At 62.3% G+C, this 25,048-nt stretch carries 23 protein-coding genes; 18 read left to right on the top strand and 5 right to left on the bottom strand.

Annotated features, from left to right (window positions below):
* Positions 1-43: 43 nt before the first annotated feature.
* Genes glyQ through HU825_RS05205 form a run of 5 tightly spaced genes read left to right on the top strand, consistent with a single transcriptional unit; the run spans position 44 to position 5,749 of the window.
* Positions 44-991: a glycine--tRNA ligase subunit alpha gene (gene glyQ / locus HU825_RS05225; RefSeq protein WP_043294910.1), complete on the top strand. Its 948-nt coding sequence runs from the start codon at positions 44-46 to the stop codon at positions 989-991.
* The gene (gene glyS / locus HU825_RS05220) at positions 988-3,042 is read left to right on the top strand and encodes a glycine--tRNA ligase subunit beta (protein WP_234303060.1); all 2,055 of its coding nucleotides are present in this window, start codon (positions 988-990) and stop codon (positions 3,040-3,042) included. The genes glyQ and glyS overlap by 4 nt, the downstream gene beginning before the upstream one ends.
* A 4-nt stretch (positions 3,043-3,046) precedes the next feature.
* Positions 3,047-3,589 (top strand): D-glycero-beta-D-manno-heptose 1,7-bisphosphate 7-phosphatase, encoded by a 543-nt coding sequence (gmhB, locus tag HU825_RS05215; protein ID WP_008569088.1) that lies wholly within the window; start codon positions 3,047-3,049, stop codon positions 3,587-3,589.
* Complete coding sequence (locus tag HU825_RS05210) at positions 3,586-4,332, top strand: lysophospholipid acyltransferase family protein (protein ID WP_234303059.1); 747 nt, start codon at positions 3,586-3,588, stop codon at positions 4,330-4,332. Before gmhB ends, HU825_RS05210 begins: the two co-directional genes overlap by 4 nt.
* Positions 4,333-4,378: 46 nt before the next feature.
* The gene (locus HU825_RS05205) at positions 4,379-5,749 is read left to right on the top strand and encodes a GGDEF domain-containing protein (protein ID WP_234303058.1); all 1,371 of its coding nucleotides are present in this window, start codon (positions 4,379-4,381) and stop codon (positions 5,747-5,749) included.
* 70 nt (positions 5,750-5,819) lie between these two features.
* Here HU825_RS05205 and ahpF read toward each other — a convergent pair whose 3' ends face one another.
* From ahpF to dnaA, 5 genes are all read right to left on the bottom strand, one after another.
* Complete coding sequence (gene ahpF, locus HU825_RS05200; RefSeq protein ID WP_234303057.1) at positions 5,820-7,382, bottom strand: alkyl hydroperoxide reductase subunit F; 1,563 nt, start codon at positions 7,380-7,382, stop codon at positions 5,820-5,822.
* Positions 7,383-7,571: 189 nt separating this feature from the next.
* Positions 7,572-9,989 carry a DNA topoisomerase (ATP-hydrolyzing) subunit B gene (gene gyrB / locus HU825_RS05195; protein ID WP_234303056.1) on the bottom strand — a complete coding sequence of 806 codons (2,418 nt, stop codon included), beginning with the start codon at positions 9,987-9,989 and terminating at the stop codon, positions 7,572-7,574.
* A 4-nt stretch (positions 9,990-9,993) separates the two neighbouring features.
* A complete protein-coding gene (gene recF / locus HU825_RS05190) occupies positions 9,994-11,097 on the bottom strand; it encodes a DNA replication/repair protein RecF (protein ID WP_234303055.1) in 1,104 nt (367 codons plus the stop codon).
* Between the two features lie 10 nt (positions 11,098-11,107).
* On the bottom strand, positions 11,108-12,211 hold the full coding sequence (dnaN, locus tag HU825_RS05185) for a DNA polymerase III subunit beta (RefSeq protein ID WP_234303054.1): 1,104 nt from the start codon (positions 12,209-12,211) through the stop codon (positions 11,108-11,110).
* A gap of 34 nt (positions 12,212-12,245) precedes the next feature.
* Positions 12,246-13,694 carry a chromosomal replication initiator protein DnaA gene (gene dnaA / locus HU825_RS05180; RefSeq protein WP_054094233.1) on the bottom strand — a complete coding sequence of 483 codons (1,449 nt, stop codon included), beginning with the start codon at positions 13,692-13,694 and terminating at the stop codon, positions 12,246-12,248.
* Between the two features lie 503 nt (positions 13,695-14,197).
* Here dnaA and rpmH point away from each other — a divergent pair.
* The 13 genes from rpmH (at position 14,198) to HU825_RS05115 (ending at position 25,041) form a co-directional block, all read left to right on the top strand.
* The gene (gene rpmH / locus HU825_RS05175) at positions 14,198-14,332 is read left to right on the top strand and encodes a 50S ribosomal protein L34 (RefSeq protein ID WP_003290924.1); all 135 of its coding nucleotides are present in this window, start codon (positions 14,198-14,200) and stop codon (positions 14,330-14,332) included.
* Between the two features lie 14 nt (positions 14,333-14,346).
* Positions 14,347-14,742 carry a ribonuclease P protein component gene (rnpA, locus tag HU825_RS05170; protein ID WP_043294919.1) on the top strand — a complete coding sequence of 132 codons (396 nt, stop codon included), beginning with the start codon at positions 14,347-14,349 and terminating at the stop codon, positions 14,740-14,742.
* The gene (gene yidD, locus HU825_RS05165) at positions 14,735-14,980 is read left to right on the top strand and encodes a membrane protein insertion efficiency factor YidD (RefSeq protein ID WP_008569099.1); all 246 of its coding nucleotides are present in this window, start codon (positions 14,735-14,737) and stop codon (positions 14,978-14,980) included. Before rnpA ends, yidD begins: the two co-directional genes overlap by 8 nt.
* Positions 14,981-14,982: 2 nt before the next feature.
* Positions 14,983-16,647 carry a membrane protein insertase YidC gene (gene yidC / locus HU825_RS05160; protein ID WP_234303053.1) on the top strand — a complete coding sequence of 555 codons (1,665 nt, stop codon included), beginning with the start codon at positions 14,983-14,985 and terminating at the stop codon, positions 16,645-16,647.
* 80 nt (positions 16,648-16,727) lie between these two features.
* The gene (gene mnmE, locus HU825_RS05155) at positions 16,728-18,095 is read left to right on the top strand and encodes a tRNA uridine-5-carboxymethylaminomethyl(34) synthesis GTPase MnmE (RefSeq protein WP_234303052.1); all 1,368 of its coding nucleotides are present in this window, start codon (positions 16,728-16,730) and stop codon (positions 18,093-18,095) included.
* A 455-nt stretch (positions 18,096-18,550) separates the two neighbouring features.
* Positions 18,551-20,443 (top strand): tRNA uridine-5-carboxymethylaminomethyl(34) synthesis enzyme MnmG, encoded by a 1,893-nt coding sequence (gene mnmG / locus HU825_RS05150; protein WP_234303051.1) that lies wholly within the window; start codon positions 18,551-18,553, stop codon positions 20,441-20,443.
* On the top strand, positions 20,443-21,084 hold the full coding sequence (gene rsmG / locus HU825_RS05145) for a 16S rRNA (guanine(527)-N(7))-methyltransferase RsmG (protein ID WP_156715828.1): 642 nt from the start codon (positions 20,443-20,445) through the stop codon (positions 21,082-21,084). Before mnmG ends, rsmG begins: the two co-directional genes overlap by 1 nt.
* 33 nt (positions 21,085-21,117) lie before the next feature.
* On the top strand, positions 21,118-21,906 hold the full coding sequence (locus HU825_RS05140; protein WP_043294924.1) for a ParA family protein: 789 nt from the start codon (positions 21,118-21,120) through the stop codon (positions 21,904-21,906).
* Positions 21,907-21,915: 9 nt separating this feature from the next.
* Complete coding sequence (locus HU825_RS05135; RefSeq protein WP_043294925.1) at positions 21,916-22,788, top strand: ParB/RepB/Spo0J family partition protein; 873 nt, start codon at positions 21,916-21,918, stop codon at positions 22,786-22,788.
* A 137-nt stretch (positions 22,789-22,925) separates the two neighbouring features.
* Positions 22,926-23,324 carry a F0F1 ATP synthase subunit I gene (locus HU825_RS05130; protein WP_077682426.1) on the top strand — a complete coding sequence of 133 codons (399 nt, stop codon included), beginning with the start codon at positions 22,926-22,928 and terminating at the stop codon, positions 23,322-23,324.
* 15 nt (positions 23,325-23,339) lie between these two features.
* Positions 23,340-24,194, top strand: a complete 855-nt coding sequence (gene atpB / locus HU825_RS05125) for a F0F1 ATP synthase subunit A (protein ID WP_043294926.1) — start codon at positions 23,340-23,342, stop codon at positions 24,192-24,194.
* A 55-nt stretch (positions 24,195-24,249) separates the two neighbouring features.
* Entirely contained in the window at positions 24,250-24,477 is a 228-nt protein-coding gene (gene atpE / locus HU825_RS05120) for a F0F1 ATP synthase subunit C (protein WP_003290909.1), read from the top strand.
* 93 nt (positions 24,478-24,570) lie between these two features.
* Entirely contained in the window at positions 24,571-25,041 is a 471-nt protein-coding gene (locus HU825_RS05115) for a F0F1 ATP synthase subunit B (RefSeq protein WP_008569110.1), read from the top strand.
* Positions 25,042-25,048 lie beyond the last annotated feature (7 nt).

Genomic DNA, 25,048 nt, shown 5'->3' with positions numbered 1-25,048 from the left:
TATACTCCGAGGCTTTCTGTCGAAGCCCAGCACAGGTGAAATTTTGAGCCAGACTACGCCTGCCGTGCGCACCTTCCAAGACCTGATCCTCGCCCTGCAGAGCTACTGGGCCGAGCAGGGTTGCGTGGTTCTGCAGCCCTACGACATGGAAATGGGCGCCGGTACCTTCCACACCGCCACCTTCCTGCGCGCCATCGGTCCCGAGACCTGGAACGCCGCCTACGTGCAGCCTTCGCGCCGTCCGGCCGACGGCCGCTACGGCGAGAACCCCAACCGCCTGCAGCACTACTACCAGTTCCAGGTGGTGTTGAAGCCCAACCCGGACAACATCCAGGACCTGTACCTGGAGTCGCTGCGCCGCATCGGTGTCGACACCTCGGTGCACGACGTGCGCTTCGTCGAGGACAACTGGGAATCGCCGACGCTCGGCGCCTGGGGCCTGGGCTGGGAAGTCTGGCTCAACGGCATGGAAGTCACCCAGTTCACCTACTTCCAGCAGGTCGGTGGCGTCGAGTGCTACCCGGTCACCGGCGAGATCACCTACGGTCTCGAGCGCCTGGCCATGTACCTGCAGGGTGTGGACTCGGTGTACGACCTGATCTGGGCCGACGGCCCGTTCGGCACCGTGACCTATGGCGATGTGTTCCACCAGAACGAGGTTGAACAGTCGACCTACAACTTCGAGCACGCCAACGTGCCGAAGCTGTTCGAACTCTTCGATTTCTACGAGAGCGAAGCCAACCGGCTGATGGCCGCCGAGCTGCCGCTGCCGGCCTACGAGATGGTGGTCAAGGCCTCGCACACCTTCAACCTGCTCGATGCCCGCCGCGCCATTTCGGTCACCGCGCGCCAGCAGTACATCCTGCGTGTGCGCAGCCTGGCGCGCTCGATCGCCCAGAGCTACCTGCTGGCCCGCGCCAAACTCGGCTTCCCCATGGCCACCCCCGAACTGCGTGACGAAGTGCTGGCCAAGCTGGAGGCTCAAGAATGAGTGCATTGGATTTTCTGGTCGAACTGGGTACCGAAGAGCTGCCGCCCAAGGCACTGAAAACCCTGAGCGAGGCCTTCCTCGCCGGTATCGAGAAGGGCCTGAAGGACGCCGGCCTGGGCTTCGTCAAGGCCCACGCCTACGCCGCGCCACGTCGGCTGGCGGTGCTGGTCGAGCAGCTGGCGACCCAGCAGCCGGACCGCAGCGTCAACCTCGACGGCCCACCGATCCAGGCTGCCTTCGACGCTGACGGTGAGCCGACCCAGGCTGCCCTGGGTTTCGCCCGCAAGTGTGGCGTAGACCTGGCCGATATCGATCGCAGCGGGCCGAAGCTCAAGTTCAGCCGCACCATCGAGGGCCAGCCCGCCAGCCAGTTGCTGCCGGGCATCATCGAAGCCTCGCTGAACGATCTGCCGATTCCCAAGCGCATGCGCTGGGCCGCACGCAAGGACGAGTTCGTCCGCCCGACCCAGTGGCTGGTGATGCTGTTCGGCGAGCAGGTGCTCGACTGCGAGATCCTCGCCCAGCGCGCCGGCCGCGAATCGCGCGGCCACCGCTTCCACAGTCCCGGTCAGGTGCGCATCTCCAGCCCGGCAGGCTACCTGGAGGACCTGCGCGGCGCCCACGTCATCGCCGACTTCGCCGAGCGCCGCGAGCTGATCGCCAAGCGCGTCGAGCAGCTGGCGTCCGAGCAGAACGGCAGTGCCATCGTGCCGCCGGCGCTGCTCGATGAGGTCACCGCCCTGGTGGAGTGGCCGGTGCCGCTGGTCTGCTCGTTCGAGGAACGTTTCCTCGAGGTACCGCAGGAGGCGCTCATCTCCACCATGCAGGACAACCAGAAGTATTTCTGCCTGCTGGATGCCAACGGCAAACTGCTGCCGCGCTTCATCACCGTGGCCAACATCGAATCGAAGGACCCGGCGCAGATCGTATCCGGCAACGAGAAGGTCGTGCGTCCGCGTCTGACCGACGCGGAGTTCTTCTTCAAGCAGGACAAGAAGCAGCCGCTGGAACGCTTCAACGATCGTCTGAAGAACGTGGTGTTCCAGGCCCAGCTCGGCACCGTGTTCGACAAGGCCGAGCGTGTCTCGCGCCTGGCCGGGCTGATCGCCGAGCGCACCGGCGGCGACAAGGCGCGCGCCATGCGTGCCGGCCTGCTGAGCAAGGCCGACCTGGCCACCGAGATGGTCGGCGAGTTTCCGGAGATGCAGGGCATCGCCGGCTACTACTATGCGCTCAACGAGGGCGAGCCTGAGGACGTTGCACTGGCGCTGAACGAGCAGTACATGCCGCGTGGCGCCGGTGGCGAGCTGCCGGGCACCCTGACCGGTGCCGCGGTGGCAGTGGCGGACAAGCTCGACACCCTGGTCGGGATCTTCGGCATCGGCATGCTGCCGACCGGCTCCAAGGACCCCTATGCACTGCGGCGCGCCGCCCTCGGCGTGCTGCGCATCCTCATCGAGAAGCAGCTGGACCTGAACCTAGTCGAGGCGGTGAACTTCGCCATCGGCCAGTTCGGTACACAGGTCCAGTCGGCCGGCCTTGCCGATCAGGTGCTGGAGTTCATCTTCGACCGCCTGCGTGCGCGTTACGAGGATGAGGGCGTCGACGTCGCCGCCTACCTCTCGGTGCGTGCCGTGCAGCCCGGTTCGGCGCTGGACTTCGATCAGCGCGTACAGGCGGTGCAGGCCTTCCGCACCCTGCCAGAAGCCGAGGCGCTGGCCGCGGCGAACAAGCGCGTCTCCAACCTGCTGGCCAAGTTCGAGTCCAAGCTGCCGGAAGCGGTCGAACCACGCTGGTTCGACAACGCCACCGAGTTCTCGCTGTATTCGGCGATCCAGCAGGCCGAACAGGCCGTGCAGCCGCTGGCCGCCGCGCGCCAGTATCGCGAGGCGCTGGAGCGCCTGGCGCACCTGCGCGGCCCGGTGGATGCCTTCTTCGAGGCGGTGCTGGTCAATGCCGAGGACGCCTCGGTGCGCGCCAACCGTTATGCCTTGCTGGCCCGGCTGAGAGGACTGTTCCTTGGTGTCGCCGATATTTCCGCACTTGGCTAGGCCCGTGAAGCTGATCGTGCTGGACCGCGACGGGGTGATCAACGAGGACTCCGACGAATACGTCAAGTCGGTGGCGGAATGGATTCCGATTCCCGGCTCGCTGCAAGCCATCGCCCGGCTGTGCAAGGCCGGTTGGACGGTGGCGGTGGCCACCAACCAGTCCGGCGTGGCGCGCGGCAAGTTCGATGCAAGCACCCTCAGCGACATGCATTTCAAGATGCAGCAGCTGGTGATGGAGCAGGGCGGTCGCATCGAGCTGATCGTGCATTGCCCACATGGCCCCGACGACGGCTGCGACTGCCGCAAACCGAAACCGGGAATGTATCGCAGCATTGCCGAGCATTTCGGTCTCGCGGACCTGAAAGGCGTGCCGGTGGTGGGCGACAGTCATCGCGATCTGCATGCCGGCATGCTGCTCGGCGGCGTGCCTTACCTAGTCAGGACCGGCAAGGGCCTGCGCACCCTGGAAGGCACGCTGCCGCCGGGTACCCAGGTCTTCGATGACCTGGCCGCCGTTGTCGATCATCTGCTCGAGAATCCTCGATGAGCCTGTTGCCCCTGCGCATCGCGCTGTTCTACTTCCTGCTGGCGTTCACCGCCTTCGCCTGGTGCCTGGTCAGTCTGGTCTGCGCGCCGTTCATGACGTTCCGCCCGCGCTACCGCTTCGTGGTACAGAACTGGTGCCGCTGCGCCGTCTGGCTGGCAAAAACGTTGGTCGGCCTGCGCTATGAGGTGCATGGCACGGAGAACATCCCGACGCGCCCCTGCGTGATCCTGGCCAAGCACCAGAGCACTTGGGAAACCTTCTTTCTTTCTGCCTATTTCGAGCCGCTGACCCAGGTGCTCAAGCGCGAGCTGCTGCGTGTGCCGTTCTTCGGCTGGGCGATCATGCTGCTCAAGCCGATCGCCATCGATCGCGACAACCCCAAGGCGGCGCTGCGCCAGGTCGCCAAGCAGGGTCACGAACGCCTGGAGCAGGGTGCCTGGGTGCTGATCTTCCCGGAGGGCACCCGCGTACCGGTCGGCCAGCCGGCCAAGTTCTCCCGCAGCGGCGCCTCGCTGGCAGTCAATGCCGGTCTGCCGGTCCTGCCGATCGCGCATAACGCCGGGATGTTCTGGCCCAAGGCCGGCTGGGGCAAGCGCCCCGGTACCATTCAGGTGGTCATCGGCCCGGCCATGTACGCCGAGAACGAAGGGCCGCGTGCCGTCGCCGAACTCAACCAGCGTGCCGAAGACTGGGTCAACGCGCAGGTCAGCCAGCTCGAAACGCAGGGTCGTCCAACCCCCTGATCACGTCGGGGCCGGCAGGGACGCCCGCCCCTCCTAGCGAGTCCCTATGCAGCAAATATCCAACCATCAACTGGTCGCCGAGTGGCTGCGCCTGCTGGGCGGCTATCCGGCCGAAGCCGCCGCCGCGTTGCAGGCGGTGGCGAACGAGAAAAGCCAGGAACTGGCCGAGCACTTCTATTCGCAGATGCTCGCCGAGCCCCATTCCGCCAGCTTTCTCTCCCACGAGCAGGTCAAGACCCGTCTCGGCAGATCCATGCAGAATTGGATCATCACGGTCTGTTCTTCGACGGCCCATAGCGACCTCGATGCAGTGGTCGACCTGCAGCGCAAGGTCGGCGACATCCATGCACGCATCGAGATTCCGGTCAGCCTGGTGCTGCGCGGTTCCCGGCTGCTCAAGGGTCGCCTGCGCCAGTTGCTGGAACAGCGCGAGCTCGAAGAACCGGTACGGCGCAAGGCCGCACGGATGGGCGCCGATCTGATTGATCTGGCGGTGGAGATCATCTGCTTCGCCTACTCGCAGTCCCACGACCGCAACTCGCGGGCCGAGGAAGCCTATCGGCTGTTCTCCGTGTCGCAGAACATCGGTGTCGAAAAGGAGCGCCAGCGTGCGGCGCTGCTGGACTGGGAGAACCAGCTGATGTTCGACCTGGCCATCGGCAACCTCGCCGGCGCGCTGCCGCAGCTGGCCGGCTCCGAGTTCGGTTTGTGGTTCCGCCACAAGGCTTCCCATGCCTTTCAGGGCTCGCCGGAGAGCGCGAGCATCCTCGACTACATCACACGGATCGATGACGAGCTGAAGGCCATCGCCACGCTGGGAGACCCCACCGGTCGCCTGGCCAAGCTGCACCATATCCGCGAGCAGACGCGCTCGATCAAGTTCCTGCTCGACAGCCTGTTCGAGCAGGCCAACGACCTGGAAGCCGGTCGTGACGTACTGACGCGGCTGCTCAACCGCAAGTTCCTGCCGGTGGTGATGGCCAAGGAAGTGCTCTACGCGCGGCAGTCGAACAACACCTTCGGCGTGCTCGCCATCGATGTCGATCACTTCAAGCGCATCAACGACACCCATGGGCATGACGGCGGTGACCAGATTCTGCAGCAGGTCGGTGCCCTGCTGGCGAGCAACACCCGCGGTGGCGACTATGCGTTCCGCCTGGGTGGCGAGGAGTTCCTGCTGGTGCTGGTGGACATCGACCCCAACCAGGCGCTGGCGGCCGCCGAGAAACTGCGCGAACGCATCGCCCGCGAGCACTTTCGCCTGTCCAGCGGCGAGGTGCTGCAGGTGACGGTCAGCATCGGTATGGCGGTGCACGACGGTCACCCCGACTACGAGCGCCTGCTGCAACAGGCCGATCAGGCGCTCTATCAGGCCAAGCACGGCGGGCGCAATCGCTGCGTGCTATACGCCGGCTGACAGCAGGCTCAGCGTAAAAGAAAAAGGGGAGCAACCGCACGGCTGCTCCCCTTTGTTTTTCGCGCCTCGATCAGGCCGGCGCGGAGGTGCGGATCAGGTGATCGAAGGCGCTCAGCGAGGCCTTGGCGCCTTCGCCGACGGCGATCACGATCTGCTTGTACGGCACCGTGGTCACGTCGCCGGCGGCGAACACGCCCGGGATGCTGGTCTGGCCCTTGGCGTCGACGATGATCTCGCCGAAACGCGACAGCTCCAAGGTGCCCTTGAGCCATTCGCTGTTGGGCAGCAGGCCGATCTGCACGAAGATGCCTTCCAGCTCGACGTTGTGCACCTCGTCGTTGGTGCGGTCCTTGTAGACCAGGCCGGTGACCTTCTGGCCGTCGCCCTTGACCTCGGTGGTCTGCGCCATCTTCAGCACGCGGACGTTGGGCAGGCTGTTGAGCTTGCGCTGCAACACGGCGTCTGCACGCAGGTCTTCGCCGAATTCCAGCAGGGTCACGTGGGCGACGATGCCGGCCAGGTCGATGGCCGCTTCCACGCCGGAGTTGCCACCACCGATCACCGCCACGCGCTTGCCCTTGAACAGCGGGCCGTCGCAGTGCGGGCAGTAGGCGACGCCACGGCCGCGGTACTCCTGCTCGCCCGGCACGTTCATTTCGCGCCAGCGCGCGCCGGTGGCGAGTATCAGGGTCTTGGCCTTGAGTTCGCCGCCGTTCTCGAACTGCACGCGATGCAGGCCGTCTTCGCCGGCCGGGATCAGCTGGCTGGCGCGCTGCAGGTTCATGATGTCGACCTCGTACTCGCGCACGTGCTCTTCCAGCGCGCGGGCCAGTTTCGGGCCTTCGGTTTCCTTCACCGAGATGAAGTTCTCGATGGCCATGGTGTCCAGCACCTGACCGCCGAAGCGCTCGGCCGCGACGCCGGTGCGGATGCCCTTGCGCGCCGCGTAAATGGCCGCTGCGGCGCCAGCCGGGCCACCGCCGACCACCAGCACGTCGAAGGCATCCTTGGCCTTGAGCTTCTCGGCGTCACGTGCGCCGGCGCCGGTGTCGAGCTTGGCGAGGATCTCTTCCTCGTTCATGCGGCCCTGGGTGAACAGCTCGCCGTTGAGGTAGATGCTCGGCACCGACATGATCTGGCGGGCTTCGACCTCGTCCTGGAACAGCGCGCCGTCGATGGCGACGTGCTTGATGTTCGGGTTGAGCACGGCCATCAGGTTCAGCGCCTGGACCACGTCCGGGCAGTTCTGGCAGGACAGCGAGAAGTAGGTTTCGAAGCGGTAGTCGCCGTCCAGCGCCTTGATCTGCTCGATCACCTCCGGTGCGGTCTTCGACGGGTGGCCGCCGACCTGCAGCAGGGCGAGCACCAGCGAGGTGAACTCGTGGCCCATGGGGATGCCGGCAAAACGCAGGCTGATGTTTCCGTCGATGCGGTTCAGCGAGAACGACGGCTTGCGCGCATCGTCGCCGTCGGTCTTCAAGGTGATCTTGTCGCTGAGGCTGGCGATGTCCTGCAGCAGGCTCAGCAGCTCCCGGGATTTCTCGCCGTCATCGAGGGACGCGACGATCTCGAAGGGCTGGGTGACCTTCTCCAGGTAGGCTTTCAACTGGGTCTTGAGATTGGTGTCCAACATTCGGTTTACCCCGCTACAGAATTCGCAAAAGGAAGGTGAATGAACTTGATGGCCTCACCTTACGGGGCGCGTGCATGGTTTAGAAATTGATTAAACATCTCTCATCGATAAATGTTGACTATATAAGGGGACAGAAAAAACCCGGCGTTGCGCCGGGTTCTTCTTGTTGCTGAGATACAGCAGCAGCGATCAGAAATCGAGATTAGATACGGCCAGCGCATTGGTCTCGATAAACTCGCGACGAGGCTCTACCGCATCGCCCATGAGCGTGTTGAATATCTGGTCGGCAGCGATGGCATCTTCGATGGTCACCTTCAGCATGCGGCGCACGGCAGGGTCCATGGTGGTTTCCCAAAGCTGGTCGGGGTTCATCTCGCCCAGACCCTTGTAGCGCTGCACGCTATGCCGACGGGTGCCTTCAGTCATCAGCCAGTCGAGAGCATCCTTGAACGAGGCCACAGCCTTCTTGCGCTCGCCACGCTGCACGTAGGCACCTTCCTCGAGCAGGCTGCTGAGCTTCTCGCCGAGTGCGGTGACGGTGCGATAGTCGTTACTGGCGAAGAAATCGCGATTGAAGGTGATGTAGCTGACCAGGCCGTGGGAGGTGATGGCCACTTCCGGCAACCATAGGTGACGTTCCTTGTCCTCGCGCAGGCTGGCGCTGTAGCTCAGCCCCGAGCGCTCGACGCCCTTGAGCTTGTCTGCGTACAGCTCCAGCCAGGCCTGCATAGCCGACTCGTCGGCGAGCTGTTCGGCAGTGATGCGCGGCAGGTAGATGAAGTGTTCGGTCAGCTCCTGCGGATACAGGCGCGACAGACGCTGCAGCGTCTTCATCACCGAGCGGTACTCGTTGACCAGCCGCTCGAGGGCCTCGCCGGAAAGGCCCGGCGCGCTCTCATTGACATGCAGGCTGGCGTCTTCCAGGGCGGACTGAGTCAGGTATTCCTCCATCGCCTCGTCGTCCTTGATGTACTGCTCCTGCTTGCCGCGCTTGACCTTGTACAGCGGCGGCTGGGCGATGTACACGTAGCCGCGCTCGATCAGTTCCGGCAGTTGGCGGAAGAAGAAGGTCAACAGCAGGGTGCGGATGTGCGAGCCGTCAACGTCAGCATCGGTCATGATGATGATGTTGTGGTAGCGCAGTTTGTCGATGTTGTATTCCTCGCGGCCAATACCGCAGCCCAGCGCGGTGATCAGCGTGCCGACTTCCTGCGAGGAAAGCATCTTGTCGAAGCGCGCTTTCTCGACGTTGAGGATCTTGCCCTTGAGCGGGAGGATCGCCTGGGTCTTGCGGTTACGGCCTTGTTTGGCCGAACCGCCCGCGGAATCACCCTCCACGATGTAGAGTTCGGAGAGGGCGGGGTCCTTCTCCTGGCAGTCGGCCAGCTTGCCCGGCAGGCCGGCAATATCCAGCGCGCCCTTGCGACGGGTCATTTCCCTGGCCTTGCGGGCTGCCTCGCGCGCGCGCGCGGCATCGATCATCTTGCCGACCACCGCCTTGGCCTCGTTGGGGTGCTCAAGCAGGAAATCGCCGAAGTACTTGCCCATCTCCTGTTCCACCGCGGTCTTTACCTCGGAAGAAACCAGCTTGTCCTTGGTTTGCGAGCTGAATTTCGGGTCCGGCACTTTCACCGAAATGATCGCAGTGAGTCCTTCGCGCGCGTCGTCGCCCGTGGTTGAAATCTTGTGCTTTTTCGCCAGCCCTTCCTGCTCGATGTAGTTGTTCAGGTTACGCGTTAGCGCCGAACGGAAACCGGCGAGGTGGGTACCGCCATCACGCTGCGGGATGTTGTTGGTAAAGCAAAGAATGTTCTCGTTGAAACTGTCATTCCACTGCAGTGCCACTTCGACTCCGACGCCATCGTCGCGCTGCACGTTGAAGTGGAACACCTGGTTGACCGCAGTCTTGTTGGTGTTCAGGTAAGCGACGAACGCACTCAAGCCGCCTTCGTACTTGAACAGTTCTTCCTTGGCGCTGCGTTCGTCACGCAGAACGATGCCGACGCCGGAATTGAGGAACGACAGTTCGCGCAGACGCTTGGCCAGGATGTCCCAGCTGAAATGGATGTTCTGGAAGGTATCGGGCGATGGACGGAAGTGAATCTCCGTGCCGGAACCCTCGGTAACCCCGACCGCGGTCAGCGGCGCCTGCGGAACGCCGTGGCGATAGAGCTGCTCCCAGACCTTGCCTTCACGGCGAATCGTCAGCAGCAGCTCCTCGGACAGCGCATTGACCACCGATACGCCTACGCCATGCAGGCCGCCGGACACCTTGTAGGAGTTGTCGTCGAACTTACCGCCCGCGTGCAGCACGGTCATGATCACTTCCGCCGCGGAAACGCCTTCTTCCTTGTGGATATCCACCGGAATACCGCGGCCATTGTCGCGAACGGTGATCGATTCATCGGTATGGATGGTGATGGAAATATCGCTGCAGTGGCCGGCCAGCGCTTCGTCGATGGAGTTGTCGACGACCTCGAAGACCATGTGGTGCAAGCCGGTACCGTCATCGGTGTCGCCGATGTACATGCCTGGGCGCTTACGTACGGCGTCGAGCCCCTTCAGCACCTTGATGCTGGACGAATCGTACGCGTGATTTTCGCTCATACTTTCACTCCGAAAGGGCCGTGGTCTGGGTAATGCGCCCATGTTCCACGTGAAACATTGAGACTGGCGTTTCTGCGTTCCAGCCTGCTTGCAAAACAGTCGAGTCGACGCAGGTGATGAAAACCTGGCAGTCGAGTTGTTCCAACAATCCACACAACGCCTGGCGGTGCTGGTCGTCCAGCTCCGATGGCAGGTCGTCCACCAGATAGATGCACTGGCCGCGTTTCGTTTCGCTGACGAGGTGCCCTTGGGCGATCTTCAGCGCGCAAACCACCAGCTTCTGCTGACCGCGCGACAACACGTCGGCTGCGTTGTGACCACCGATACGTAACCGCAGATCGGCGCGTTGCGGCCCTGCCTGGGTATGGCCTAACGCACGATCACGATCGACGGCCGCATCGAGTACTTCTTCGAGCGAGCGCTCCTTGTCCCAACCGCGGTAGTAGCTGAGCTGCAGCTCTTCCAGCTGCAGCAGGGCCGCTAGCGTACGCTCGAAAACCGGTTTGAATATCTGGATGTACGTGCGCCGATAGCTGTCGATCTCGTCGCTCGCCAGCACCAACTCGCGTGTCCAGGCGGCCTGCGAAACGGCGTCAAGTGTACCATGCCGCAGCCACGAGTTCCGTTGCCTCAGGGCCTGTTGGACGCGCTGCCAGGCACCGAGAAAGCGGTGTTCCACGTGGAACACACCCCAGTCGAGAAACTGCCGCCGCAGCTTCGGTGCACCTTCGAGCAGACGGAAACTATCCGGATTGATGAGCTGCAACGGCAACGTATCGGCAAGCTCCGACATGCTGCGCGCATTCTGCCCATTGATGCGGATGCGCAAGTCGCCGCCACGCTCGCGTGCCACACCCAGCGTGCAGAGCTGCCCACTGGCAAGCTGAGCTTCGCCGAAGACCGTGCAGCTGGGATGCTCGTACGCGATGACCGGACCGAGTCGGGAGCTGCGAAACGACCTGGCCAGCCCGAGCAGGTGAATGGCTTCGAGCAAACTGGTCTTGCCGCTGCCGTTATCGCCATGAAGGATATTGATGCGAGGGGAGGGTGCGAGCGCCACCGGTTGCAGATTACGCACCCCGGTGACGCTCAGGCGGGTCAGGGACATCGAACTGAGGTTACAGACGCATCGGCATCACGACGTAAGCGGAATCGTCGTTATCGAACTCCTGCAACAGCGCGCTGCTATTGGCGTCGGACAGGATGAGACGAATCCGCTCGGTCGTCATCACGCCTAGCACATCGAGCAGATAGCTGACATTGAAGCCGATCTCCAGCGAACCACCGCTATAGTCGACCGCAACCTCTTCCTCGGCCTCCTCCTGCTCCGGGTTGTTAGCCTGGATCTTCAGCAGGCCGCTCTCCAGCTGCAGACGGATGCCACGATACTTCTCGTTAGACAGAATGGCCGTACGGCTGAAGGCCTCGCGCAGCTGTTGACGGTCACCGATGACCAGCTTGTCGCCGCCACGCGGCAGAACGCGCTCGTAATCCGGAAACTTGCCGTCAACCAGCTTCGAAGTGAACGTGAACTCGCCTGTCGTGGCACGCACATGATGCTGGCCGAGCATGATATTGACTTCCGCGTCCTGCTCAGTGAGCAGGCGCGCCAACTCGAGAATTCCCTTGCGCGGGACAATGACCTGGTGACGGTCAGCCTGCTCGATACCGGCCTGCATGGAACACATGGCCAGACGATGACCGTCGGTGGCGACCGTGCGCAGCATGCCGTTGGAAACCTCAAGCAACATACCGTTGAGGTAATAGCGCACATCCTGCTGCGCCATGGCAAAACTGCTGCGCTCGATGAGGCGCCGCAGCTTGCCCTGCTCGACACTGAATCCGAGCGAGCCAGGGCCTTCTTCCACGGTGGGAAAATCGTTGGCCGGCAGGCTAGAGAGCGTGAAGCGACTGCGTCCCGACTTGATCAGCACCTTGTGCTCGTCGAGGCGGATATCAATCAGCGCATCGCTGGGCAAGCTCTTGCAGATGTCCATCAGCTTGCGCGCCGGAACGGTGATCTCTCCGGGTTCAGCCGCGTCGTCGAGGGTAACGCGACCGACCAGTTCGACTTCCAGATCGGTACCGGTCAGCGACAGTTGCTGCCCCTGTACGACCAGCAGAACGTTGGAAAGCACTGGCAAGGTCTGCCGCCGTTCGACAACGCCGGCAACCAGTTGCAGGGGTTTCAACAGGGCTTCGCGCTGAATGGTGAAATGCATGGTCTGGTCCCTTGCCTTATTGGGTGGATCGCATTCAGGTTGTCAGAGTTCGCAGCAAATTCTTGTAATCTTCACGGATATCGGCGTCTATTTCGCGCAATTCGGCGATCTTACGGCAAGCGTGAAGCACCGTGGTGTGATCGCGCCCACCGAACGCATCGCCGATCTCCGGCAGACTGTGATTGGTGAGCTCTTTGGACAACGCCATCGCCACCTGACGTGGACGAGCGACGGAACGCGACCGTCGCTTCGACAACAGATCGGCAACCTTGATCTTGTAGTACTCGGCCACGGTGCGCTGGATATTGTCCACGCTGACCAGTTTGTCCTGCAATGCCAGCAAATCCTTGAGCGACTCGCGGATCAACTCGATGGTGATCTCCCGCCCCATGAAATGCGCATGAGCGATTACCCGCTTGAGCGCGCCCTCGAGCTCGCGCACGTTGGAGCGGATGCGCTGGGCAATGAAGAATGCCGCATCATGCGGCAGATCGACCTTGGCCTGATCGGCCTTCTTCATCAGGATCGCCACCCGGGTTTCCAACTCCGGCGGTTCCACGGCAACGGTCAGGCCCCAGCCGAAGCGCGACTTAAGGCGCTCTTCAAGGCCGTCGATCTCCTTCGGGTAGCGGTCGCTGGTGAGGATGACCTGCTGGCCTCCTTCGAGCAGCGCATTGAAGGTATGAAAGAACTCCTCCTGCGAGCGTTCCTTCTTGGCGAAGAACTGAATATCGTCGATCAGCAGCGCATCGACGGAGCGGTAGAAACGCTTGAATTCATTGATCGCGTTGAGCTGCAGCGCCTTGACCATATCCGCGACGAAGCGCTCCGAATGCAGGTACACCACCTTGGCATTGGGATTCTTCTTCAGCAGGTGATTGCCCACCGCATGCATCAGGTGGGTCTTGCCGAGCCCGACACCGCCGTAGAGAAAGAGCGGGTTGTAGCCATGCTTGGGATTGTCTGCCACCTGCCAGGCCGCCGCGCGAGCGAGCTGGTTGGACTTGCCTTCGACGAAATTTTCGAAGGTAAAGGTACGATTCAGATAACTGGTGTGCTTGAGTCCGCCTTCGACCTGCACGTTGCGCGCAGGGCGAGCCGCTTCCGGCTCCGGCTCTGCGACAACTGTCGCTGCCTGCCCCATCGGAGTGACAGATGTAACGTCGGTGATGTTGACGGCAGCCACAGCCACCTGCTGCCGTGCCGCCGCCGCGGAAGGCAGCGCAGCAGGCGCCGTGCGCTTGCTGCCAATCAGCAGCGACAGCGCCGGTGCCATGCCATCGGCACGCTCGGTCAATAGCTCAAGCAGGCGCGAAAGGTACTTTTCGTTGACCCAATCGAGGACGAAACGGTTGGGAGCATAGACGCGCAGCTCGCCGCCTTCGCTCTCCACCTGCAGTGGACGAATCCATGTGTTGAATTGCTGAGTAGGCAGCTCGTCGCGCAACAGGTCTACGCATTGCTGCCAAAGTTCCACGGACACGGAAACTCCTATCAACCTTCGCCGAGTTCAGAAGGCCGCCATTGTAGCCGCCGCTACCCAGGTTATCCACAACTCCCTCCGCAACACCTCCTCTATCTAGAGGACCCCGGCTATCGGCAGCGGCAAAATCACACCTGTTGATAACCCCGCCTGAGATTAGTTGAAAAGACTGTGATCAAGCTGAGCTGGCGTAGGCTTGTGGATATCTTCCCATGTTATCCTCAGCTGGCTAACGCCATAATCACCGGAAATACACGCTCGCTCCACTGGGTTCCGTCTTGTCATACTCCTTCTACGGCGGCGCTTCCGCAGGGTTATACACAGATAAGGCAAGCAACATATATAAGCTTTATATCTGGAAAAGCTTTCTAATTCTTTTCTTTCTATTTTCTTCTGGGACGTAGCTGGCTGGAAATTGACCTGACCCGATTGCTTCTCTACAATCGCCGGTCTCTTGAAAGGGGGCCATTCCGGCCCACAATGGATCACCAGGTAAACGCACCATGAAACGCACTTTCCAACCCAGCACTATCAAGCGCGCTCGTACCCACGGTTTCCGTGCCCGCATGGCCACCAAGAACGGCCGCCAAGTCCTGTCGCGTCGTCGCGCCAAAGGCCGCAAGCGTCTAACCGTCTGATATCGGCGCAGGGGGTGAGTCGAGACTTCGGCCGGGAAAAGCGTCTGCTGACACCGCGCCAGTTCAAGTGTGTGTTCGACTCCCCGGCCGGCAAGGTGCCTGGCAGGAATGTCCTGCTACTGGCACGCGAGAACGGTCTGCAACATCCACGCCTCGGTCTGGTGATCGGCAAAAAGAGCGTCAAGCTCTCGGTCGAGCGCAATCGCATCAAGCGGCAGATACGTGAGACGTTTCGCCAGCACCAGCTCGAGCTGGCTGGATGGGATGTGGTGATCGTTGCGCGCAAGGGGTTGGCCGACCTGGACAATCCCGAGCTGGCCCGGCAGTTCACCAAACTGTGGAAACGCTTGTCCCGCCAGCAGCCCGCGCTATCGGGCGATCCTGGAGCAGCCAACCCTACCCATGCGTAACTTGGCCATTGCTTCCATCAAGCTGTACCGGTACGCCATCAGTCCGATGATGGCCAGCCATTGCCGTTTCTATCCCAGCTGCTCGTGCTATGCGCTAGAAGCCATCGAAACACATGGCTTGCTACAGGGCGGCTGGCTGAGTCTGCGTCGACTCGGCCGATGCCATCCGTGGCATCCCGGCGGCTACGATCCCGTGCCTTCTCCTAAAACCTCCAATTCATCATCGATGGCCGAGTAACCATGGATATCAAACGCTCGATCCTGCTCGTGGCATTGGCAGTCGTTGCCTACCTGATGGTTCTGCAGTGGAACCAGGATTATGGCCAGGCCGCACTTCCGGCCGAGACCGCCCAAACCCAGCCGCCCGTGGCCGCATTGCCGGAGACAACCCCGGCGAATGCCGCAGCCAACGAAGATGTTCCCAGTCTGGCAGGCCAGCCGCAGGCCAACGCCATTCCGGCCAGCGAGCCGAGCAAGCAGCTGATCCGCGTACGCACCGACGTGCTGGACGTAGCGATCGATCCGCATGGCGGCGATATCGTCGACCTGCGTCTGCCGCAGTATCCACGTCGGCAGGATCGTCCGGACGTGCCGTTCCAACTGTTCGAACGCAGCAGCGAGAGAACTTACGAGGCCCAGAGCGGCCTGATTGGCGACGGACCCGACAAGGCCAGCAGCCGTCCGCAATACAGCAGCGAGAAGAACGACTATCAGCTTGGCGAAGGCCAGCATCAACTGGTGGTCGATCTGAAATACAGTGCCGACGGCGTCAACTACACCAAGCGCTTCGTCTTCGAACGCGGCCAGTACGATCTGGCTGTGCGCTACCTGATCGACAACCAGAGCGGCGAGCCCTGGACCGGTCATCTGTTCGGCCAGCTCAAGCGCGACGCCAGTGCCGATCCGTCCTCGAGCACCGCGACCGGAACCGCTACCTACCTGGGCGCCGCGCTGTGGACCAAGGACGAGCCCTACACCAAGGTGTCGATGGGCGACATGGATGACAAGAGCCTGCGCGAGACGGTGCAGGGCGGTTGGATCGCCTGGCTGCAGCACTATTTCGTCACCGCCTGGATTCCCCAAGCCGGCGACACCAACCTGGTGCAGACTCGCAAGGACAGCCAAGGCAACTACATCATCGGCTTCACCGGTCCGGCAGTCAGCGTCGCCGCGGGTGCGCAAGGCGAAACCGGCGCAACGCTGTACGCGGGACCGAAGAGCCAGGAGCAGCTCGAAGAGCTGTCACCCGGCCTGCGCCTGACCGTCGACTACGGCATTCTCTGGTTCATCGCCCAACCGATCTTCTGGCTGCTGGAGAACATCCACGCGCTGCTGGGCAACTGGGGCTGGTCGATCATCGTCCTGACCATCATCATCAAGCTGGCGTTTTTCCCACTGTCGGCCGCCAGCTACAAGTCGATGGCGCGCATGCGTGCGGTCTCGCCAAAGATGCAGGCGCTCAAGGACCAGTACGGTGACGATCGCCAGAAGCTGTCGCAGGCGATGATGGAGCTGTACAAGAAGGAGAAGATCAATCCGCTCGGCGGCTGCCTGCCGATCATCGTGCAGATGCCGGTCTTCCTCGCTCTGTACTGGGTGCTGCTGGAAAGCGTGGAAATGCGCCAGGCGCCTTGGATGTTCTGGATCACCGACCTGTCGATCAAGGATCCGTTCTTCATCCTGCCGATCATCATGGGCGTCACGATGTTCATCCAGCAGCAGCTAAACCCGACGCCGCCGGACCCGATGCAAGCCAAGGTGATGAAGCTGTTGCCGATCATCTTCACTTTCTTCTTCCTCTGGTTCCCGGCTGGCCTGGTGCTGTACTGGGTGGTCAACAACGTCCTGTCGATCGCGCAGCAGTGGTACATTACCCGGCAGATCGAGCAGGCCAAGAGCGCCTGACCGCCTTCAGTCATCGACACCGAGAACGCCCCTTGAATGGGGCGTTCTGCTATTTGCCCGGCCAATATCGGAGAGCTGCCATGAGCACCGTTCGCGACACCATTGCCGCCGTCGCCACCGCGCCTGGTCGCGGTGGGGTGGGTATCGTTCGGGTTTCCGGGCCACGCGCACGCGCGCTGGCGATCACCCTCAGCGGTCGCGAACCCACGCCGCGCCACGCCCACTACGGGCCGTTCCATGCCAACGACGGCGAGGTGATCGACGAAGGCCTGCTGCTGTTCTTCCCGGGCCCACATTCGTTCACCGGCGAGGACGTGCTGGAGCTGCAGGGGCACGGCGGCCCGGTGGTGCTCGATCAGCTGCTGCGGCGCTGCGTGGAGCTCGGTGCGCGGCTGGCGCGTCCCGGCGAGTTCAGCGAGCGGGCTTTTCTCAACGACAAGATCGATCTAGCCCAGGCTGAAGCGATCGCCGACCTTATCGAAGCAAGTTCGACGCAGGCGGCGCGCAATGCGGTGCGCTCCCTGCAGGGCGATTTTTCCCGGCGCGTGCACCAGCTCACCGAACGACTGATACAGCTGCGTATTTACGTCGAAGCGGCGATCGACTTTCCCGAGGAGGAAATCGACTTCCTCGCCGACGGGCATGTGCTCCAGCTGCTGGACGGCGTACGCAACGAGTTATCCGCAGTACTGCGCGAAGCCGGGCAGGGGGCCTTGCTACGGGATGGCATGACGGTGGTCATCGCCGGGCGGCCGAACGCTGGCAAGTCTAGCCTGCTCAATGCACTGGCCGGCCGTGAAGCAGCAATCGTCACCGATATCGCCGGTACCACCCGGGATGTGCTGCGCGAGCACATCCACATCGACGGCATGCCGCTGCACGTGCTCGACACCGCCGGTCTGCGCAACACCGACGATCAGGTCGAGCGCATCGGTGTGCAACGCGCGCTCGATGCCATCGGCAGCGCGGACCGCGTGCTGTTGGTGGTCGACGCCAGCTCACCCGAGGCAAGCGATCCAATGGCGTTGTGGCCCGAATTCCTTGCCAGCCGCCCGCAACCGGACAAGGTCACGCTGATTCGCAACAAGGCCGATCTTACCGGCGAGGCCGTCGTGCTGAACCAGGCCGTTGACGGTCACGTTACCCTCAGTCTTTCCGCCAAGGCAGGCGAGGGCATCGATTTGCTGCGCGAACATCTCAAGCAGTGCATGGGCTACGAACAAACCGCCGAAAGCAGTTTCAGCGCACGCCGCCGGCACCTCGATGCGTTGCGCCTGGCCGAGCAGTATCTGCAGCACGGCCATGCCCAGCTGACTCAGGCCGGCGCGGGCGAGCTGCTGGCCGAGGACCTGCGCCTGGCGCAACAGGCGCTTGGCGAAATCACCGGGGCGTTCAGCTCAGACGATCTGCTCGGACGCATTTTCTCGAGCTTCTGCATCGGCAAGTGAGCGCATTGCGCAAACGCGCCATTGCGCTTTGAACCCCAACGAAGGCACGCCCAACGGCGTGCCTTTTTGTTTCCGCAGCCCTGTGCACAACCTGCCCTGAGGTCCGTCGATAAGTGATCAGGGAAAGGGTGGATAATCCGCCCTGTGCATAACCCTACGTTATATCCACAGGTTAGTGACCGGCGCCGCACCGGCACGCCCCAGCTAGCGCACAGACTTATTTTTACCCGTAAGCCAGGTAGATCAGGGGATACCAGAGGTTATCCACAGAAAAGCGGTGCTACATACATAAACATATAAACAAGCTCTTTATAAATTTCTTCTTTCTTTTATTTTTTGACCGTCTGGCCCCTTTTGATCATTTTTTGTCCAGAGCTCTTCTTATGTGTGGGCTAACTGCCTATACTTCGCGGCTTCCCCGAAATTTCCCCATCTGAACAGGCACGAGGTGCGTGGTGGACTTCCCTTCCCGTTTTGACGTGATCGTGATCGGCGGCGGTCATGCCGGCACCGAAGCTGCCCTGGCAGCAGCACGCATGGGCGTGAAGACTCTGTTGCTCAGCCACAACGTGGAAACCCTCGGCCAGATGAGCTGCAACCCAGCCATCGGCGGTATCGGGAAAAGCCACTTGGTCAAGGAAATCGATGCGCTGGGCGGAGCGATGGCGGTTGCCACCGACCTCGGCGGTATCCAGTTTCGTGTGCTCAACAGCCGCAAGGGACCGGCGGTTCGCGCCACCCGCGCGCAGGCCGACCGCGTGCTGTACAAGGCGGCGATCCGCGAAATACTCGAGAACCAGCCGAACCTGTGGATATTCCAGCAGGCAGCCGACGACCTGATCGTCGAACAGGATGTGGTCAAGGGTGTGGTCACCCAGATGGGGCTGCGCTTCTTCGCCACCTCGGTGGTGCTGACCACCGGTACCTTCCTCGGTGGGTTGATCCACATCGGGCTACAAAACTACTCCGGTGGCCGCGCTGGCGATCCGCCGTCGATTGCGCTTGCGCAACGCCTGCGTGAGCTGCCGCTGCGCGTCGGTCGACTGAAGACTGGCACACCGCCGCGCATCGACGGTCGTTCGGTCGACTTCAGCCAGATGACCGAGCAGCCGGGCGACACCCCGCTGCCGGTGATGTCGTTCCTCGGCAAGCGCGAGCAGCATCCGCGTCAGGTCAGCTGCTGGATCACGCATACCAATGCGCGCACCCACGAGATCATCGCCGCCAACCTCGACCGCTCGCCGATGTATTCGGGGGTGATCGAAGGCGTCGGGCCACGCTATTGCCCGTCCATCGAGGACAAAATCCACCGCTTCGCCGACAAGGACAGCCACCAGGTTTTCCTCGAACCCGAAGGTCTGACCACCCACGAGCTGTATCCCAACGGCATTTCCACCTCGCTGCCGTTCGACGTGCAACTGCAGATCGTGCAAAGCATCCGCGGCATGGAGCACGCGCACATCGTGCGTCCGGGCTACGCCATCGAGTACGACTACTTCGATCCGCGCGACCTCAAGTACAGCCTGGAGACCAAGGTCATCGGCGGGCTGTTCTTCGCCGGGCAGATCAACGGCACCACCGGCTACGAGGAGGCCGGTGCCCAGGGCCTGCTTGCCGGCGCTAACGCGGCACTGCGTGCCCAGGGACGCGAGAGCTGGTGTCCGCGCCGTGACGAGGCCTACCTTGGCGTGCTGGTCGACGACCTGATCACCCTCGGCACGCAGGAGCCGTATCGCATGTTCACCTCGCGCGCCGAGTACCGGCTGATCCTGCGCGAGGACAATGCCGACCTGCGCCTGACCGAGAAGGGCCGTGAGCTGGGCCTGGTGGACGATGTCCGCTGGGCCGCGTTCTGCGCCAAGCGAGAAGGCATCGAGCGCGAAGAACAGCGCTTGAAGAACAGCTGGGTGCATCCGGGCAGCGCCGAGAACGCGGCGATCAGCGCGCGCTTCGGCAGCCCGCTGGTGCGCGAATACAACCTGCTCAATCTGCTGGCGCGCCCGGAAATCGATTACCAGAGCCTGGTCGAGCTGACCGGCAACGGCGCAGCGGATCCGCAAGTCGCCGAACAGGTGGAGATTCGTACCAAGTACGCCGGCTATATCGAACGCCAGCAGGAAGAGATCGAGCGGCTGCGTGCCAGCGAGAATCTGCGGCTGCCGGCAGACATCGACTACGCGAGCATTTCCGGTCTGTCCAAGGAGATCCAGCACAAGCTGGCCCAGGCGCGTCCGGAAACCCTTGGTCAGGCCTCGCGCATCCCCGGCGTCACGCCGGCGGCGGTATCGCTGCTGATGATTCACCTGAAGAAGCGCAGCGCCGGCCAGCAGCTGGAGCATAGCGCCTGATGGTCAGTGATGCGCATGCCGCCGAGCTGCTGCGCGGTGCCCATGAGCTCGGCATCGAGCTGAGCGAGCGGCAACAGCAGCAGCTGCTCGCCTACCTGGCGCTGCTGATCAAGTGGAACAAGGCCTACAACCTGACCGCCGTGCGTGACCCTGATGAGATGGTCTCGCGCCACCTGCTCGACAGCTTGAGTGTGGTGCCTTTTGTCGCCGAAGGCGGCACGCGCTGGCTGGACGTGGGCAGCGGCGGCGGCATGCCGGGCATTCCGCTGGCGATCATGTTTCCCGAGCGCGCGTTCACCCTGCTGGACTCCAACGGCAAGAAGACCCGCTTCCTCACTCAGGTGAAGCTGGAACTCGGCCTGGCCAACCTCGAGGTTATCCACAGCCGTGTCGAGCAGTACCGCCCGGACGTACCATTCGATGGCATCAGTTCGCGTGCCTTCAGCGCGCTGCAGGATTTCGCTGCCTGGACCCGTCACCTCGGCTGTGCCGAGACGCGCTGGCTGGCGATGAAGGGCGTGCAGCCGGACGACGAGCTGCAGGCACTGCCCGCGGACTTCCAACTGGAGGCCTGTCATGTGCTCAAGGTTCCCGGTTGCCAAGGCCAGCGCCATCTGCTGATACTGCGCCGCACTTCGTGACCCACGATTCATGACCGGGGACAGAGACTGATCATGGCCAGAGTAATCGCCATCGCCAACCAGAAGGGCGGTGTCGCCAAGACCACCACCTGCATCAACCTGGCGGCATCGCTGGTGGCGACGCGGCGTCGGGTCCTGCTGATCGATCTGGATCCGCAGGGCAACGCCACCACCGGCAGCGGCGTGGACAAGCTCAATCTGGAGTACTCGATCTACGACGTGCTGATCGGCGAATGCAGCCTGGTCGATGCCATGCAGTTCTCCGAGCATGGCGGCTACCAGTTGCTGCCGGCCAATCGCGATCTCACCGCCGCCGAAGTGGCGTTGCTCAACCTGCCGGCCAAGGAAAACCGCCTGCGCGAGGCGCTGGCGCCGGTACGCGAGAATTACGACTACATCCTGATCGACTGTCCGCCGTCGCTGTCGATGTTGACCATCAACGCGCTGACCGCCGCCGACGGCGTGATCATCCCCATGCAGTGCGAGTATTACGCACTGGAGGGCCTGAGCGATCTGGTCAACTCGATCCAGCGCATCGCCCAGCTGCTCAATCCCAGCCTTACCATCGAAGGCCTGCTGCGCACTATGTACGACCCGCGCAGCAGCCTGACCAGCGATGTGTCCGCGCAGCTCAAGGCGCACTTCGGCGACAAGCTCTACGACACCGTCATTCCGCGCAACGTACGCCTGGCCGAGGCGCCGAGCCACGGCATGCCGGCGCTGGCTTATGACAAGCAATCCAAGGGCGCGATCGCCTACCTGGCACTGGCGGGCGAGCTGTCGCGCCGCCAGCGCAAGGCCGCTCGCAGCGCTCTCGCATAAGGAATCTTCATGGCTACCAAGAAACGAGGGCTCGGACGCGGGCTGGATGCCCTGCTCGGCGGCACCACGGTCGCGGCGATGCAGGAAGAGGCCGTACGCATCGACGACCGAGAGTTGCAGCACCTGCCGCTGGATCTCGTGCAGCGCGGCAAGTACCAGCCACGCCGGGACATGGATCCGACGGCACTCGAGGAGCTGGCGCAATCGATCCGCAGCCAGGGCGTGATGCAGCCGATCGTAGTACGTCCGATCACCGGCGGCCGCTATGAGATCATCGCCGGCGAACGCCGCTGGCGTGCCAGTCAGCAGGCCGGCAAGGACAGTATCCCGGCACTGGTACGCGATATTCCCGATGAAGCGGCCATCGCGATGGCGCTGATCGAGAACATTCAGCGCGAGGACCTCAATCCCATCGAGGAAGCGGTGGCCTTGCAGCGCCTGCAGCAGGAATTCCAGCTGACCCAGCAACAGCTTGCCGATGCGGTGGGCAAGTCGCGGGTCTCGATCAGCAATCTGCTGCGCCTGATCGCCTTGCCGGAAGAGATTAAGACGTTGCTGTCGCATGGTGACCTGGAGATGGGGCACGCCCGCGCCCTGCTTGGCCTGCCGGCCGAACAGCAGATCGACGGTGCGCGGCATGTTGTCGCACGCGGACTGACGGTACGACAGACCGAGGCGCTGGTTCGCCAGTGGCTGAGCGGCAAGCCGGCTGAGAAAAGCGCCGTCAAGGCGGACCCGGACATCAGCCGTCTGGAACAGCGCCTGGCCGAGCGGCTGGGCTCTCCGGTACAGATCAAGCATGGCCAGAAGGGCAAGGGGCAGCTGGTGATCCGCTACAACTCGCTGGATGAGCTGCAGGGCGTACTGGCGCACATCCGCTGATACAAAGAATTTGTAGTGCCGGTCGGAAATTACTACCCGATGGTTGAACGAGGTGGGTCCTCCTCCTATACTCGCCGCGCTTTTTTGGACTGCGCAAACGCGCCCGGCGCGGCCTCGCCGCCAGCGATGGTTTTTTGGTGAACATACGCAACAAGACGCCTTTGCACCGTTTGCCGGCCGTTCGCGTGTTGCAGATACAGGTATTGGCAGCCCTGGCGGCCGCGGTCCTTTGTGGAATGGTTTTCGGCATCGTCGCCGGTTATTCGGCGTTGCTCGGCGGGCTGATCGCCTGGTTGGCGAACCTGTACTTCGCCTACAAGGCATTCCGTTATTTTGGCGCACGTTCGACCAGGGCGATCATCCAGTCCTTCTGGTCAGGCGAGATGGGTAAACAGATTCTGGCAGCAGCGCTTTTTGCGCTGGTGTTTGTGGGGGTGAGACCGCTCGAACCGGTTGCCCTGTTCACCGGCTACCTGCTGGTGTTGGGTGTCGGCGCGAGTGCACTCCTGCTGATGAAAAACAATCCGAAGCATTGAGCATTTGAGGCGTTTATGGCGAGCACACCGGCTGAATATATCCAGCATCACCTGCAAAACCTGACTTACGGCAAGCTGCCGGCCGGTTACGAGCGTGCTGATGGCAGCGTCCTCGATCAGGCGACCTGGACCATTGCCCAGACCGGCCTCGAAGCGCGCGACATGGGCTTCATGGCCGTGCACCTGGATACCCTGGGCTGGTCGCTGTTGATGGGGGCGCTGTTCATCCTGCTATTCCGCAGCGCCGCCAAGGCCGCTACCGCCGGCGTACCGGGCAAGCTGCAGAATTTCGTCGAGATGTGCGTGGAATTCGTCGAAGGCGTGGTCAAGGACACCTTTCACGGCCGCAATACGCTGATTGCTCCGCTGGCGCTGACCATTTTCGTCTGGGTGTTCCTGATGAACAGCCTGAAGTGGATTCCGGTCGACTACATCCCGGGCATCGCTGGTCTGCTCGGCCTGCCGGCGTTCAAGATCGTGCCGACCGCCGATCCTAACGGCACCTTCGGCCTGTCGCTCGGCGTGTTCATCCTGATTCTGTTCTACAGCGTCAAGGTCAAGGGTTTCGGTGGTTTCAGCAAGGAGCTGGCATTCACCCCGTTCAACCACTGGTCGCTGGTGCCGTTCAACCTGTTCCTCGAAATCCTCGGTCTGCTGACCAAGCCGCTCAGCCTCGCACTGCGTCTGTTCGGCAACATGTATGCCGGTGAGGTGGTGTTCATCCTCATCGCACTGCTGCCGTTCTACGTGCAGTGGACCCTGAATGTGCCTTGGGCGATCTTCCACATCCTGGTGATCCCGCTTCAGGCCTTCATCTTCATGGTACTGACGGTGGTGTACCTGAGCTCTGCCCATGAAGAACATCACTGAAAACGCAACGCTTTAACCGAAAAACCTTAAACCCCCCTAGCTTCAGGAGCTTTACATGGAACTCGTCTACATCGCCGCCTCCATCATGATCGGTCTGGGTGCCCTGGGCACTGGCATCGGCTTCGCCCTGCTGGGCGGCAAGCTGCTGGAATCCACCGCGCGTCAGCCTGAGCTGGCCCCGCAGCTGCAGACCAAGACCTTCCTGATGGCCGGTCTGCTCGACGCCGTGCCGATGATCGGCGTTGGTATCGCGATGTACCTCATCTTCGTTGTCGCCGGTTAATCATTTTTCCGGTTTGAGATGGGGTTCGCCGGGCGAACCCCGTCGCCGTGGAATGACTCCCGCGTTGAACGAGATAGCACGAGGTATATCGCTGTGAACATTAACTTGACGCTGTTCGGTCAAACGCTCGCCTTCGCTATCTTCGTCTGGTTCTGCATGAAGTTCGTCTGGCCGCCGATCACGGCTGCCATGAGCGCACGCCAGAAGAAGATCGCCGAAGGGCTGGATGCGGCAGGCCGTGCGCAGCAAGACCTGAAGCTGGCTCAGGACAAGGTGTCCAACACCCTGCGTGAGACCAAGGAGCAGGCTGCCCAGATTCTCGAGCAGGCGAACAAGCACGCCAACTCGATCATCGAGGAAGCCAAGCAGCAGGCACGTGTCGAAGGCGAGCGTCTGGTCGCCGGTGCACGCGCCGAGATCGAACAGGAAGTGAACCGTGCCAGGGACCAACTGCGCAGTCAGGTAGCGGCTCTGGCCGTCGCCGGTGCGGAGAAGATCCTGGAGTCCCAGGTGGACGCCAAGGTGCACAACGAGCTGGTCGAAAAACTGGCCTCCCAACTCTAAGCGAGGC

It is taken from the genome of Pseudomonas phenolilytica (assembly GCF_021432765.1).
GTDB lineage: Bacteria > Pseudomonadota > Gammaproteobacteria > Pseudomonadales > Pseudomonadaceae > Stutzerimonas > Stutzerimonas phenolilytica.
This window is presented reverse-complemented; position numbering and strand designations above follow the sequence as displayed.

What these genes read in the sequence shown, in the direction of transcription:
- gyrB (WP_234303056.1), bottom strand. Translation starts at nt 9,989, where the DNA reads ATGAGCGAAAATCACGCGTACGATTCGTCCAGCATCAAGGTGCTGAAG.
- HU825_RS05210 (WP_234303059.1), top strand. Translation starts at nt 3,586, where the DNA reads ATGAGCCTGTTGCCCCTGCGCATCGCGCTGTTCTACTTCCTGCTGGCG.
- glyS (WP_234303060.1), top strand. Translation starts at nt 988, where the DNA reads ATGAGTGCATTGGATTTTCTGGTCGAACTGGGTACCGAAGAGCTGCCG.
- recF (WP_234303055.1), bottom strand. Translation starts at nt 11,097, where the DNA reads ATGTCCCTGACCCGCCTGAGCGTCACCGGGGTGCGTAATCTGCAACCG.
- dnaN (WP_234303054.1), bottom strand. Translation starts at nt 12,211, where the DNA reads ATGCATTTCACCATTCAGCGCGAAGCCCTGTTGAAACCCCTGCAACTG.
- ahpF (WP_234303057.1), bottom strand. Translation starts at nt 7,382, where the DNA reads ATGTTGGACACCAATCTCAAGACCCAGTTGAAAGCCTACCTGGAGAAG.
- yidD (WP_008569099.1), top strand. Translation starts at nt 14,735, where the DNA reads ATGCGTAACTTGGCCATTGCTTCCATCAAGCTGTACCGGTACGCCATC.
- HU825_RS05205 (WP_234303058.1), top strand. Translation starts at nt 4,379, where the DNA reads ATGCAGCAAATATCCAACCATCAACTGGTCGCCGAGTGGCTGCGCCTG.
- mnmE (WP_234303052.1), top strand. Translation starts at nt 16,728, where the DNA reads ATGAGCACCGTTCGCGACACCATTGCCGCCGTCGCCACCGCGCCTGGT.
- rpmH (WP_003290924.1), top strand. Translation starts at nt 14,198, where the DNA reads ATGAAACGCACTTTCCAACCCAGCACTATCAAGCGCGCTCGTACCCAC.
- rsmG (WP_156715828.1), top strand. Translation starts at nt 20,443, where the DNA reads ATGGTCAGTGATGCGCATGCCGCCGAGCTGCTGCGCGGTGCCCATGAG.
- yidC (WP_234303053.1), top strand. Translation starts at nt 14,983, where the DNA reads ATGGATATCAAACGCTCGATCCTGCTCGTGGCATTGGCAGTCGTTGCC.
- HU825_RS05135 (WP_043294925.1), top strand. Translation starts at nt 21,916, where the DNA reads ATGGCTACCAAGAAACGAGGGCTCGGACGCGGGCTGGATGCCCTGCTC.
- atpE (WP_003290909.1), top strand. Translation starts at nt 24,250, where the DNA reads ATGGAACTCGTCTACATCGCCGCCTCCATCATGATCGGTCTGGGTGCC.
- HU825_RS05140 (WP_043294924.1), top strand. Translation starts at nt 21,118, where the DNA reads ATGGCCAGAGTAATCGCCATCGCCAACCAGAAGGGCGGTGTCGCCAAG.
- atpB (WP_043294926.1), top strand. Translation starts at nt 23,340, where the DNA reads ATGGCGAGCACACCGGCTGAATATATCCAGCATCACCTGCAAAACCTG.